We start from the raw sequence: 13,966 nt of genomic DNA on the forward strand, positions 1-13,966 counted from the left end.
TCACCACTTCTGACTGTCGGGTGCGGTCGTCGTACTGATCTCCTTCGAGGCTTCGGCACGTCGAAGATCAGCCGGTGGCCGTTCGTCTGTGCGGGCTTCCTCTCGATGCCGGAGCAAACTCCCGGACCAGGTCGAACCCGTACACCACTTCCCTGGACGGGACCCGTGCCCCCAACGGACAGCTGATACGGAGTCATCTGTAGTCCACCCTTCACTCACCGGAGTGCTGATCGTAGAATTCCGGTTCAGGGGGGATCAGCGGGACCTACGCGGCCACGGGGACGTTGTACGAACACTCATGGTCGCTCTTCGCGTTGACGGCAGAGGATGCCGGACACGTCGGTGCTCCGTTGGCCCAGAGAGCAACGATCAGCGGGGACCAACGTGACGAGTACGGGTGGCTTCGGCGCCGGTGGAGATCTCCAGCGGCTCAAGACAATGCTCGCGGGCTGGCGGACCTCCCTGGTGGACCTGAGCGGACGCAACCGGCTGCTCAATTTCCGCCACACGAGGTCGGCGACCCTGGAGATCTCGTACCCGTCGGCCGAGGAACTCGTCGAGAGACTCGACCGAGGCTGGGACTTCGCGCCGCTCCCCGACGAGGAACCGGAGCCCGAGGAGTCGGAGGAGCCCAGCAGTGCGCTGCCCGCGGCGAGGGGCGATCACTCCGGCGGAATCGTCACGCAGAAGCGCACGGCCCCTTCCCTCCTGCGCGCGCTCAACAGCTTGCGCGGCAAGTCGACTCAGCTGTTCAACGACTACGGTCTGTGGACTCTCAACCTCGGGGTAGGCATGCTCCGCTGGCGAGAGGACGCGGCCGAGTCCAGTAGTGACGCACCGCTGATCCTGCTTCCCGTCGTCATGGAGCGCATGAAGAACGGCAGGATTCGCCTCCGGGCCAACGAAGAAGAGGAACCGCGGTTCAACCCGGCTCTGAAGGTGAAGCTGGAGCAGTTCCACATCGACTGGACGCACGTCGCCGAGCAGGACCCCACGGACCTGCGCGCGGTGCTCTCCGCCGCCGCTCACGCGGTCGAGGGCAAGAGCGGCTGGCAGGTCTCCGACCGCGTGGTGGTGGCACTCTTCGCTTCCCACAAGGAGTCGATGTACCAGGATCTGCTCGAGAACGAGGGCCGGGTCCTGGCCAGCGATCTCGTGCGGGCGATGGCGCTCGGCCCGGATGCCGGTCTCGCGTCCGATCGTTTCGACTTCGAGGAGATCGAACTCGACCGGATCGACGAACTGAGCCCGCCCGAGGACCGCCCGCTGGTGCTCGACGCGGACGCCTCGCAGCGGCAGGCGATCGCCGCCGCCGTGGCCGGGCAGTCGTTCGTCCTGGACGGTCCTCCGGGCACGGGTAAGAGCCAGACGATCACCAACATGATCGCCGGGCTGATGCACGCCGGCCGCAGCGTCCTGTTCGTCAGCGAGAAGGCGGCGGCTCTCGACGTCGTCCTCGACCGGCTGCGTTCGGTCGGACTCGACTCGTACGCCCTCGCCCTGCACAGCCACAGCACGAGCCGCAAGGCCGTCGCCCAGGAGCTCGGCCGGGCCCTCGCGGAGGAGCCGCGAGCACCACAGCTCTCCCAGCAGGCAGTGGCACAGGCCCGGAAACTGCGGCTCGCGCTGAGCGCCTACGCCGAGGCGATGAACGAGGAGCGCGCACCGCTCGGACGGACCCTGCACGATGTGATCGGCCGGGTCGGGCAGTTGGCTGACGCGCCGGTCGCCTATCCGGCTTCCGGTGACGGAGCCGCTTCCACCGGGTCCGCAGTGCTCCGGGCCGCAGATCTGAGCGCCGACGACCTGCGATCGATCGTCGAGGCGACGAAGGCCATCTCCGCTTCCTGGGAAGCCGTTGCGGACCCGTCCTTCCCTTGGCGCCGTCTACGCTCGGGCATGCCGCACCCGCGACCGGTGCTCGAACAGGCCCAGGCCGCGCTGGACGGGCTCGCCACGGCCGTCGACCGGTACCGTGATCTCGCGCTCGATGCCGCACCTGCCACCGACCAGGCTGCCCTCGACCGTCTGATCGCGCTCCTGCACCTGCTCGACTCCCGCAGTCCGGTGCCGGAGAAGTGGTTGACGACGGCGGCCTTCGCGGACGACATCGAAGACCCGGCCGATGCCTTCCTGGCCGAACTCCGCAGAGCCCATCGCTCAGGCACGGCTGCTCGAACCCGGGTCGGTGAGCGCTGGCGCGAGCTGTCCACCAGACTGACGGCAGAGCGGAGCGATGCCGAGAAGTCGCTGACGACCATGTCGCCACCTGGGCTCGACCCCGCAGCGCTGACCGAGGAGCAGGCTCGCGAACTCGCCGACCGGTTCGACGCGACTGCGGGAAGACTGGAGCGCACGCATCAAACGCTCTTGAGCGTCAGTCGTACGACAGGGCTTGCCGTGCCGGGCAGTGTCGAGGACGCACGTCACCTGTGCGCCGTGATCGGGGTGGCGGCAGGCGAGCACCGACCGCTCGCGCGGTGGCTGGTCCCTGACGGGGCGTGGGAGGCGGAGGAGGCAGCGGTACGCGTCATCGCCGACGCGCTGGCCGAGTTTCTCACCCGACGGGACAACGTCCTGGCCGCACAGGCTCTCGCAGCCTCACAGGCGGGTCCTGGCTGGGCCGACCTGGGCGCCGAACTCAGCGCCGAGCGACCGGCCGACGAACAAGCCCTCACCGAACTGGAGCCGCCTGGCATCGACATCGCGGCACTGCCCAGCCGAGCAGCCGCGGAACTGGCGGACTGGCTGGAAGCCCTGGCCGACACGCTCGAAACCGCCGGCCGACGCGCTGACTCGATGGCCGCCGAGCTCGGCTGCGACCGACCCAAGACCACGTCGGAGACCGAAGACCTGGCCACGCTGATCGAGTCGGCCGATACCACCGACCGCGCTCGCGAAACGTGGCTGGATCCTCAGAGACTGCCAGTCGTGCGGGCAGCGGTCGCCGATATCTCGGCGGCTGCCGAAGAACTGAGTGCCGCCGAGCAAGCGGCGAGCGGCGTCTTCCTGCCCGAGCTCGTCTCCGCACAGGGGCTCCCTGACGCGGTCCGGCGCCTCACCGACGGCAGGCAAGGACTCGTCGGCATGCTGTCCAGCAGTATCCGGGCGGACCGTAAGCTCGTCGCTGCGCTCACGCACGCCGGCTCATGGCGAAGCGAGTTGTACGACAAGCTGCACCTGGCCGACGCCTGGTACACGGCGCACCGGAACCTGCGGTCGCTGGCCACGGAGCACGCCGAACTGACCGGCCGCTACAGGGGACGGAACTGCCCGACGTTCCGGCCCTGCGGAAGGCGCTCGCGCACGCGGAAGCAGTCCACGGGCTGGCACCGGAGACAGTCGCGAACCCGCACCGCAGGGGTCTCCTCGCCACCCACCTGGCCGACGGCCGAGTGCCTCGGCGAGACATCCTCACGGCGGGTACGGCCCTGCGCGGCGAACTCTCGGTATGGCGGCGGGCCCTGGCTCGCCCGGTGCTCCTGCCGTACGCGGAAGACTTGGCGAAGCAGCCGCTCGGGGACGTCGCACGCTGGCTGCGCGCCCATCTCGCCCCGCTGCGCCAGGGCCTCGCCCTGCTGGACACCGTGATCTCGGTGGGGCGTCGAGAGGAGAGTCCCGGCGCCGAGCACAGCACGCTGGCGTCCGCACGGGCCGCGGTCGCGGTCGCGCGCGCGGCGCAGCGGGGGACGGCCGCGTTCGCCACCTGCGCGGTGACCGACCGCAGGCTCCTCGGCCCCTGGTACAGAGGGCTGGACACCAACGCGGGCGGCCTGCGTGAGGCCGGGCCGAACGGCATGACGGGCTACGAGCCGATGGGCGAACTCCTCCGCCGTGCGCTCGGCATGACCCGGCAGCAGCCCGGTCCGTACGCCACGGCGGACCATCGCGACCTGCTGGGCAGGTACGGCGCACATGGACACCCCGACACCGAGGCACTGTCCGCAGCGCTGCACGCCGCACAGCTGGTCGCCCGCCTGGCGCCGGACAACCTCGCGGACAACGCCCGTCGAGCCCGCCTCGCGGACACACTGGCCGACGACAGACCTGAGCCGCGTGAACTCCTCGCACAGACGGAACAGATCCGCGGCGAACTCGACCACTGGCACCAGTACGCCCACCAGCCGCACCTCGCCGGGGTCGGACCGGTGCTCGCCGACCGCCCCCTGGACCAAGCCGCGGCATGGCTGCGAGCGCATGTGGAGCCCTTCGAGGACGCCATCGATCTCATCCACTCCGTCGCCCGCGCCATGGACGACCCCACCTGTCTGACCCTGGCCAGGGCGCGTGAAGCGGTGGCCGCGGTCGTCTCCGCACGCGCTGCCGAGTCGCGCTTCGCGGAGAACGACGCCGCATACCGGGGGCTCCTCGGCTCTCTCCACCGCGGCATCGACACCGACCGCGACGGAGTGCTGGACGCGTTGGACTGGGCGCAGAAGGTCCGCCGCACGGCACACGGCGGCCACGCCGCACCCCTCCCCGAGGCGGCGGCAAGGATGATGCTGACGGCTTCCCCCGACTCCTCTGTGACGGTTCGAGAGGCGGACTGGCGGCGTCAAAGGGAATCGCTGGCCGGGTATTTCGAGCCCAAGCGGGCGGAGGAACTGCGGCGTGAACTCTCCGGGACGCTGCCCGCCGCCGGAGCCGTCCTGTCACGTCTGGACCGTGACTCCTTCGGGCCGGAGGCCTGGACGGCCTGCGCCGAGGCGCTGACCGTACTCGGCCGGTATCACCTGGACGGACTGCCCGGCCAGATGGCACGCCGTGACGTCTCGGCCGAGGACTTCCCCGCGGCGATGGAGCGCGCGGTGCTCGCCGCCTGGCTCGAACACCAGCTCGCCACCGACGCCCGGCTGAAGCCGATGCGGGCCGTCGAGCGCGACCAGTTGGTGGAGCGTTTCGAGGCAGCCGACAGGGCCTTGGTGGAGGCGGCCCATGCCGGTGTGATCGCCGCGTGCAACGCCCGCCGACCGCGCCGCACCTCAGTCGGGCAGGCCGCTGTGATCCGCAGGCAGGCCGAGATGCAGCGTCGACACATGCCCGTACGACACCTGCTGAAGCAGACCCGCGAGGTCGTACGGCTGATCAAGCCCTGCTTCATGATGAGTCCACTGACGGTCAGTCAGTTCTTGCCACCTGATTTCGAGTTCGATGTCGTCATCTTCGACGAGGCGTCCCAGGTGCTGCCCCAGGACGCGGTGAACTCCGTCTACAGGGGCAAGGCGCTCATCGTGGCGGGCGACCAGAAGCAGCTGCCGCCGACCTCGTTCTTCAGCGCGGGCGGTGACGGAGACGATGACGACGAGTGGGACGAGGAGGGCGTGGACAGCTACGAGTCCGTCCTCGACATGTGCAGGGGCAGTGGCGTACTGCGGGGCATGCCGCTGCGCTGGCACTACCGCAGCCGGCACGAGAATCTGATCGCTTTCAGTAACCACGAGTTCTACGACGACTCCATGACGACGTTCCCGGGTGCGCTGGAGCAGAGCCCGGACATCGGCGTGGAGTTCATCAAGGCGGACGGCATCTACGATCGCGGCGGCCGGAGCAACAACCCGGGCGAGGCCGCGAAGGTGGCCCAGCGCGTCATCCACCACTTCGACACCCGACCCGGGCTGACCCTCGGCGTGGTAGCCCTCTCGAAGGCGCAGGCCGAGGCCATCGAGGAGGCGGTGCAGAAGGCGCGCGAGGCCCGTCCGGACCTCGACCGCTTCTTCACGGAGGACCGGCTCGACGGCTTCTTCGTCAAGAACCTGGAGACCGTCCAGGGCGATGAGCGTGACGTGATCATCCTGTCCATCGGCTACGGCCGCGATCAGCAGGGCAAGCTGCACTCGTCCTTCGGCCCCATGAACAACAAGGACGTCGGCTGGCGGCGCCTCAATGTGGCGGTGACTCGTGCCCGGCGGCGTATGGAGGTCGTCGCCTCCTTCTACGGCGGCGAGCTGCGCGACAGCGGCAACAAAAGCGTGCAGGCCCTCAAGCGGTACCTCGAGTACGCCCAGCACGGCCCGCGCATTCTCGAGACCGACGCGGCCGATCCGGACGCGGCGCCGGAAAGCCCCTTCGAGGAGGAGGTCATCGACCTGCTCCGCGGCTGGGGCTACTCGATGCAGCCGCAAGTGGGCGTCGCCGGTTTCCGTATCGACATGGCCGTACGTCATCCGGCGGCGCCCGGCAGGTACGCGCTGGGCATCGAGTGCGACGGTGCCATGTACCACTCCTCGCGGGCAGCCCGGGACCGTGACCGGCTGCGGGAGGCGGTCCTGCGCGACCTCGGCTGGAAGCTGCACCGGATCTGGGGCACGGACTGGTACCGCAACCGGCGGGACGCGATGGCGCGGCTGCGTGCCGCGGTGGAGGCGGCGTGTGAAGCGGATCCTCATGCGGTACGGGTTCCGCGCGTCGCGGAGGGCGGGACGGACGGAGAGGGTGGTACGGCGGCCGCCGCTGACGTTGCCGCGACTGCGGGTGATGACCCGGCACCGCGAGTGGAGTTCGTGACCGTCGACACCGGGCCGTCGTCGTGGAGCCGTCCGTACCAAGTCGCCGACCACAGAGAGCTGGTCAGCGTCCGCTTCGACTCCGCCCGCCGCCGCGGGCTCGACGACATCGCACTCCAGGATCCCGACGCCGTCGACGTGGTGGCCGATGTCGCGCTGCGCGTCGTCGACGCAGAAGGCCCGATCGCGGAGGAGCTGATCTTCACTCGGGTCCGCTCGGTGTGGAACAAGGCCAGCTCCGGACCGGTCATCAAGGACCGGATCCGCCGGGCACTGCGGAAGCTGGTCAGGCAGGGCGAGATCGTCCGCATCGGCGCCACGGTCTACGACCGGCCGGACCGTGAGGTGACGGTCGCTCGCACGCCGATTCCCCGCTGCGACCGGAAGGTGGCCCTGGTGCCGGCCGTCGAACGGCAGCTCGTGCTGAGGAACGTGGTGGCGGAAGGTCCGGGTGTACACCCAGAGGATCTGCTGCGCGAAGCCGCCCGCTTCTTCGGGTGGGCGCGGCTCGGGTCCGATATCCGGGATGCCTTGACCGCCGACATCGACAAGTTGACCGCCGGTGGACACCTCGTGGAGGCGGAGGGTGGCCTGATGCCCGAGGAGAGTGCCTGAGCGCGCGTACGGTGGGCCCTCCTCGCTCGCCCGGAGGGCCCGCTGAGCCGGTGGGACGGGTGTGCGGTCAAGCCATACACAGCCGTGCGATGCACGCCCTCCGCTGCGCGTTCTCGGCGGCGTCGGCCGATGTCAGGGGGTGCGCGTGCACACCGAGGCTCGGACTCGGTCCATGAGGGCGCCGGCAGCGCCGGACGAGTCGAGCCCGCCGACGCGTCGGGTCACAGGCTTCCCCCGCCCGAGTGAGATCTCGCAAGACATGAGAGGGTCTACGGCGTGAGTGAGACACCGTCGAACACCCTGCAATACCGCTTTGACGGGCCGGAAGAGGCTCCCGTCCTGATCCTCGGTCCCTCACTGGGTACCACATGGCATATGTGGGACCGGCAGGTGCCCGAGCTGACGCAGCAGTGGCGGGTCTTCCGGTTCGATCTGCCGGGGCACGGGGGCGCGCCCGCGCATCCGGCCGGGTCGGTGGGGGACCTGACCGACCGGCTGCTGGCGACCCTCGAAGGGCTCGGGGTGCAGCGCTTCGGCTACGCCGGCTGCGCCCTCGGCGGCGCGATCGGCGTCGAGCTGGCGCTGCGGCACCCGGAGCGGCTCGCCTCGCTCGCCCTGATCGCGGCCTCGCCCCGGTTCGGCACGGCGGACGAGTTCCGCCAGCGCGGGGTGATCGTCCGGACCAACGGGCTCGACCCCATCGCCCGCAGCTCCCCGGACCGCTGGTTCACCACCGGGTTCGCCTCCGCCCAGCCCGCGATCACCGACTGGGCCGTGCAGATGGTGCGCACCACCGACCCCGGCTGCTACATCGCCGCCTGCGAGGCGCTCGCCTCCTTCGACGTCCGCGCCGAACTCGGCCGGGTGGGCGTGCCGACGCTGGTGCTGGTCGGCTCCGAGGACCAGGTCACCGGTCCCGCCGAGGCCCGCACCCTGGTCGCCGGGATCAGGGACGCGCGGCTCGCCGTCGTGCCGGGCGCCTCCCACCTGGTGCCGGTCGAGCAGCCCGCCGCCGTGACCGACCTGCTGGTGCGGCACTTCTCCACGGCGTGGCAGCCCGCCTTCGAGTCGAGCACCGGCCAGATGGCGATCGTCGCGGCCCCGCCGAGGCCCGTACTGGCGGCCCCCGCGCAGGCTCCGCAGAGCGCGCCGATCGCCGAGATCGCCCCGGCGGCGGTGCCTCCGCAGCTCGCCGGCGGGCCGGACGCGTACGACACCGGACTCAGGATCCGGCGCGAGGTGCTGGGCGACGCGCACGTCGACCGGGAGCTGGCGCAGGCCGACGAGTTCGGCGGGGACTTCCAGGAGTTCCTGACCCGCAGCACTTGGGGCGGTGTCTGGGACCGCCCGGGGCTCGACCGGCGCACCCGCAGCTGTGTCGCCCTCACCGCCCTGGTCGCCGGCGGCCATCTCGACGACCTGGCCGCCCACACCCGGGCCGCGCTGCGCAACGGCCTCACCCCCGACGAGATCAAGGAAGTGCTGCTCCAGACGGCGGTCTACTGCGGGATGCCGGCCGCGGGCAGCGCCTTCCGGGTGGCCCAGCGGGTCATACAGGAGGAGACGACCCCCACGGAGTGACACCCGGGCCCGCGCTCCGGAGGAACATTCCGGGCCCCGGACTACGGGACTCCGGGCCCCACGGAGCGGGGTGATCGTCCAGCCGGGTGCCAGGAGCACCAGTTCCGCCGCGCCGTCCGTGCGCCCCGCGCGGCAGGATGGGAGCCATGAAGCTCACGAAGAAGTCGCACGCCTGTGTCCGCCTGGAGAAGGACGGGCGGACGCTCGTCATCGACCCCGGCACCTTCAGTGAGGAGGACGCCGCGGTCGGCGCCGACGCGATCCTGGTCACGCACGAACACCTGGACCACTTCGCCGAGGACCGGCTGCGGGCCGGCCTGGAGGCGAACCCGGGCGCCGGGATCTGGACGCTGCGGTCGGTGGCGGAGCAGATCTCGGCGGCCTTCCCGGGCCGGGTGCACACCGTGGGCCACGGGGACACCTTCACCGCGGCCGGTTTCGACGTGCAGGTGCACGGCGAGCTGCACGCCGTGATCCACCCGGACATCCCGCGCATCACCAACGTCGGTTATCTGATCGACGGCGGCAAGGTCTTCCACCCGGGCGACGCGCTCACCGTGCCCGACCAGCCGGTCGAGACGCTGATGCTGCCCGTGATGGCCCCCTGGAACAAGATCGCCGAGGTGATCGACTACGTCCGCGAGATCAAGCCGCGCCGGGCCTACGACATCCACGACGCCCTCCTGACCGACCTGGCCCGCCCGATCTACGACCACCAGATCGGCAGCCTGGGCGGCGCCGAGCACCTGCGGCTGACGCCGGGGGACTCCGCCGACGTGTGAGCGGACGCGGGCGGGCTTGTCAGTGGCGGCGGGTAGGTTGTGAGGCATGCGCATCGCGACCTGGAACGTGAACTCGATCACCGCCCGCCTCCCCAGGCTGCTCGCCTGGCTGGAGAGCAGCGGCACCGACGTGCTCTGCCTCCAGGAGGCCAAGATCGCCGAGGACCAGTTCCCGTTCGAACCCCTGCGCGAGCTGGGCTACGAGGCGGCGGTCCACGCCACCGGCCGGTGGAACGGCGTGGCGGTGCTCTCCCGTGTCGGTCTCGACGACGTGGTCAAGGGCCTGCCCGGAGACCCTGGCTACGACGGCGTCCAGGAGCCCCGCGCCGTCTCCGCGACCTGCGGCCCGCTGCGCGTCTGGTCGGTGTATGTGCCCAACGGCCGCGAGGTGGACCACCCGCACTACGCCTACAAGCTCCAGTGGTTCGAGGCGCTGCGGGCGGCCGTCGCGGGCGACGCCGCCGGCAGCCGCCCCTTCGCCGTCCTCGGCGACTACAACGTCGCGCCGACCGACGACGACGTCTACGACCGCGCGGCCTTCGAGGGCGCCACCCATGTCACCCCCGCCGAGCGCGCCGCCCTCGCCTCCCTGCGCGAGGCGGGCCTGTCCGACGTGGTGCCCCGGCCCCTGAAGTACGACCACCCGTACACATACTGGGACTACCGCCAGCTCTGCTTCCCGAAGAACCGCGGCATGCGCATCGACCTGGTCTACGGCAACGGGCCCTTCGCCAAGGCGGTCACCGACTCCTACGTCGACCGTGAGGAACGCAAGGGCAAGGGCGCCTCGGACCACGCGCCCGTGGTGGTCGACCTGGACGTGTAGCCCTGGGCCGAGGTATCGCCCCGGGCCGGCGCACCGCCGCGGACCCGGCACCGCCGCGGGCCCGGCGCCGCCACGGACCGGCGGCACCCGGGACGCGCCGTCCGTGCCGCCCTGTGGCGCGGACGGTGGCCGCGGTGCCACGCTGGGTGCATGGGTCTCCGCTTCACGGGCAACTGGAACAAGCGGCACGCGCCGGCCGTCGGCGTCACGGTGGTCACGGCCGGGGAGGGACCCCCGGCCCCGGAGGATCTCGCCTCTCTCTTTTCCACCTGCGAACAGTTGCGCGCCCTGGTGGCCGCGTCCGGGGTCCGGCTCGACGAGTCGCCCGCCTCCCTGGAGGCGCTGGACCAGCTGCTGCCGCGCTGGCGGGACGACGCCGAGACGGTGTCGTGGCTGGGCATCGACGCCGGGCTCTATCTGGGCACGGTCATCGTGCGCACCGTGCCGGGCGCCGTCTGGGAGTTGTGGCCGAGCGGCCACCCCGTCGTACGGCTGGCCTCCGGCCGGGAGATCGTCGTGGTGGAGGCCGGACACACCTGGGCCGAGGAGGGCGTACCGGAACTGTCCCAGTTGTACGCGGAGGTCGCCGAGGGCTGAGACACGGCAGCGGACCGGCCGGAACCGGCGCCGTACGGCGGTTGCTGCAACCGTCGCAAAGCCGGATCCGGGCCGCCCCGGCGTCGCCGCCCGGGGCCCTTCCTCCACGTCGGCGGGCCCATCGCGCCGAACCTCGACTACGATATGGCGTTCGCGACCGTCGCAGGGGGCAGCGGTCCACAGAGCCATACCCGGCCGGCGGCAGCCGGAGATCACTGCTCGCGCGGCGGTACGGACAGCCACTCCGCACCGTCCGCAGGCGAGAAGAAGGTCAGCTGCGCGCCGGGCGGGTTGTGCTCGCGGCGGGATCGGCCGGGGCCGGCAGCGGTGCCTGGGCCGCGCGGGTCACATCCGCGACGAGCTCGACCACATCGGGGCCATAGGACTGGGAGCTGACCACCTTCAGCAGCAGCACGAAGGGGCGCGTGCCGTACTTGCGGGCGAGCCGCTCGTGGTGGCGGGCCAGATAGCGGGTCGCGGCCTGGTTGTCGATGGCGCGCTGGCCGCAGAAGAGGAACACGGGCCGTGCCTCGCGGCGCTCTCCCGGAACCAGGCGGGCCAGCAGCACATGCTCCGTGACGCCCGGGTCCATCCGGTAGCGCTCGGTGCCGATCTGGAAGGCGCCCCGGTCCGGGCCCGGTTCCGGGTCGATGTTGACGCGGACCCCGGGGAGCATGGCCGCCATGTGGGCCAGCATCCGGCGATTGGAACCGGGCCCGCCCACGCAGAACTCCGTGCGCTCGCCCACCCCTTGATGGACCATGTCCTGGGTGACCACCTGGAGGTGCGCACCGCACTCTTTGATCAGTGCGGACAGTTCGATCAGCGCGAAGACGTCGAATCGGTGGACGGCCGGTTCGCTCGCGGCCGGGTCGCGGTTGACGACCAGCAGCGACTCGGAGTTGTCGGGCAGCCCGAAGAACGCCTGCTTGCGGCGGAGCCCGCGCCGCCACAGGAACGTACGGGCCAGCCAGCCGAGCGCGGCGCTGACGCCGGCGGCGACCACGCCCAGGACGATGTTGCGCACGTCGTCGTTCATGGCCGCGCATGCTAGCGGCTCGGACGGTACTGTGTTCGAGACGGTCCTGACGCGATCATGGCAATGCCATAGGCTGCACGGACGGTCTCTGACTGGAGGTGCGGATGCGTCGCCCAGGAACACGGAAGCTGACGGTTCTCGCGGTCTGTGCCGCCGTGGTGTCGGTGGGAGCGGCGGCGCCGCCCGCCGCGCACCCGGACACGGGCCGGACACCGGCCGGGACGGCGGGGAAGAAGGTGCCCGTCGCCGTCGGCCGCGGCGGCGCCGTGGCCAGCGTCGACGCCGACGCCACCGCGGCCGGCATCGAGGTGCTGAAGAAGGGCGGCAACGCGGTCGACGCGGCCGTGGCCACCGCCGCCGCCCTCGGCGTCACCGAGCCCTACTCGTCGGGCATCGGCGGGGGCGGCTACTTCGTCTACTACGACGCCAGGACCCGCACGGTGCACACGATCGACGGCCGCGAGACCGCGCCGCTCAGCGCCGACGAGGACCTGTTCAAGGAGAACGGCAAGCCGCTCTCCTTCGACGACGCCGTCACCAGCGGGCTGAGCGTCGGCACCCCCGGCACGGCCGCCACCTGGCAGAAGGCCCTGGACGAGTGGGGCAGCAAGCGGCTCGGTACGGTGCTCGGGCCCGCCGAGCGGCTGGCCCGCGACGGCTTCACCGTCGACGACACCTTCCGCTCGCAGACGGCCGCCAACGAGACCCGCTTCCGGGCCTTCCCGGACACCGCGAAGCTCTTCCTGCCGAACGGCGCGCTCCCCGCCGTCGGCTCGGTCCTCAAGAACCCCGACCTCGCCCGCACCTACGCGGAACTGGCCCGCAAGGGCGTCGGCGCGCTCTACCACGGCGCCCTCGCCGACGAGATCGTCGACACGGTCGAGCACCCGCCCGTCGACCCCGCCTCGGGCTGGAACGCCCGGCCCGGCAAGCTCACCGAGAAGGACCTCGCGGTCTACCGCGCCAAGCTCCAGGCCCCGACGCGCACGTCCTACCGTGGCCTGAACGTGTACTCCATCGCGCCCTCCTCCTCCGGCGGCACCACCGTCGGCGAGGCGCTGAACATCCTGGAGAACACGAAGCTGTCCAGGGCGAGCGAGGTCCAGTACCTGCACCACTTCATCGAGGCGAGCCGGATCGCCTTCGCCGACCGCGGACGCTGGGTCGGCGACCCCTCCTTCGAGAAGGTCCCCACCGCCGGGCTGCTCTCCCAGCGGTTCGCTGACTCCCGGGCCTGCCTGATCAAGGACGACGCCGTCCTCACCAGCCCGCTCGCGCCCGGCGACCCGGGCCGGCCCGCGGCCTGCGGCACCGGCGGCACCGCCGCGCCCACCACCTACGAGGGCGAGAACACCACCCATCTGACCACCGCCGACCGGTGGGGCAACGTGGTCTCCTACACGCTCACGATCGAGCAGACCGGCGGCAGCGGCATCACCGTCCCCGGCCGGGGCTTCCTGCTCAACAACGAGTTGACCGACTTCTCCTTCGCACCTGCCGGCCCGGCCGTGCACGACCCGAACCTGCCCGGCCCCGGCAAGCGGCCGCGCTCCTCCATCGCGCCGACGATCGTGCTGGACGGCGCCAACCGGCCGGTGGCGGCGGTGGGTTCGCCCGGTGGCGCGACCATCATCACCACCGTGCTCCAGACCCTCACCGGGTTCCTCGACCGGCATCTGCCGCTGGTCGACGCGATCGCCGCGCCCCGCGCCAGCCAGCGCAACGCGGCGCAGACCGAACTCGAACCCGCCCTCTACGACAGTCCGTCGAGGAAGCAGTTGGAGGCGATCGGCCACTCCTTCAAGCTCAACCCGGAGATCGGCGCGGCCACCGGGGTGCAGCGCCTGCCGGACGGCAGGTGGCTGGCGGCGGCGGAGAAGGTGCGCAGGGGCGGCGGCTCGGCGATGGTCGTCCACCCGGACCGGTAGGCCGGCGGAACAGCCCGACACAGGGGCCCCGGACGGCAGTTCACCGTCCGGGGCCCCTGCGTGCGTGCCGGGCGCCGTCGCTCGGCGGGCGCCGG

The 13,966-nt window shown here is 71.3% G+C and carries 8 protein-coding genes; 7 read left to right on the forward strand and 1 reads right to left on the reverse strand.

Features of this window, described 5'->3' with window-relative positions; genetic code table 11:
• The first annotated feature begins 384 nt into the window (after nucleotides 1-384).
• The 6 genes from A8713_RS34430 to A8713_RS26205 all read left to right on the forward strand — a co-directional run bounded on the left by A8713_RS34430 (nucleotide 385) and on the right by A8713_RS26205 (nucleotide 10,904).
• Entirely contained in the window at nucleotides 385-3,591 is a 3,207-nt protein-coding gene (locus A8713_RS34430; protein WP_237305454.1) for a DUF4011 domain-containing protein, read from the forward strand.
• Complete coding sequence (locus A8713_RS34435; RefSeq protein WP_064536000.1) at nucleotides 3,501-7,118, forward strand: AAA domain-containing protein; 3,618 nt, start codon at nucleotides 3,501-3,503, stop codon at nucleotides 7,116-7,118. The genes A8713_RS34430 and A8713_RS34435 overlap by 91 nt, the downstream gene beginning before the upstream one ends.
• Nucleotides 7,119-7,394: 276 nt before the next feature.
• Complete coding sequence (gene pcaDC, locus A8713_RS26190; protein WP_079159137.1) at nucleotides 7,395-8,699, forward strand: bifunctional 3-oxoadipate enol-lactonase/4-carboxymuconolactone decarboxylase PcaDC; 1,305 nt, start codon at nucleotides 7,395-7,397, stop codon at nucleotides 8,697-8,699.
• Between the two features lie 146 nt (nucleotides 8,700-8,845).
• A complete protein-coding gene (locus A8713_RS26195; RefSeq protein ID WP_064536002.1) occupies nucleotides 8,846-9,481 on the forward strand; it encodes an MBL fold metallo-hydrolase in 636 nt (211 codons plus the stop codon).
• A gap of 46 nt (nucleotides 9,482-9,527) precedes the next feature.
• Nucleotides 9,528-10,307 (forward strand): exodeoxyribonuclease III, encoded by a 780-nt coding sequence (locus A8713_RS26200; RefSeq protein WP_064536003.1) that lies wholly within the window; start codon nucleotides 9,528-9,530, stop codon nucleotides 10,305-10,307.
• Between the two features lie 150 nt (nucleotides 10,308-10,457).
• A complete protein-coding gene (locus tag A8713_RS26205; RefSeq protein WP_064536004.1) occupies nucleotides 10,458-10,904 on the forward strand; it encodes a DUF6278 family protein in 447 nt (148 codons plus the stop codon).
• Between the two features lie 271 nt (nucleotides 10,905-11,175).
• On the opposite strand, the gene A8713_RS26210 is transcribed toward A8713_RS26205, so the two are convergent.
• The gene (locus A8713_RS26210; RefSeq protein WP_064536005.1) at nucleotides 11,176-11,943 is read right to left on the reverse strand and encodes a hypothetical protein; all 768 of its coding nucleotides are present in this window, start codon (nucleotides 11,941-11,943) and stop codon (nucleotides 11,176-11,178) included.
• Between the two features lie 104 nt (nucleotides 11,944-12,047).
• On the opposite strand from A8713_RS26210, the gene ggt reads away from it, so the two are divergent.
• Nucleotides 12,048-13,871 carry a gamma-glutamyltransferase gene (gene ggt, locus A8713_RS26215; RefSeq protein WP_064536006.1) on the forward strand — a complete coding sequence of 608 codons (1,824 nt, stop codon included), beginning with the start codon at nucleotides 12,048-12,050 and terminating at the stop codon, nucleotides 13,869-13,871.
• The last annotated feature ends 95 nt before the right edge of the window (nucleotides 13,872-13,966 follow it).

The sequence above is a fragment of the Streptomyces sp. SAT1 genome (assembly GCF_001654495.1).
Lineage (GTDB): Bacteria > Actinomycetota > Actinomycetes > Streptomycetales > Streptomycetaceae > Streptomyces > Streptomyces andamanensis.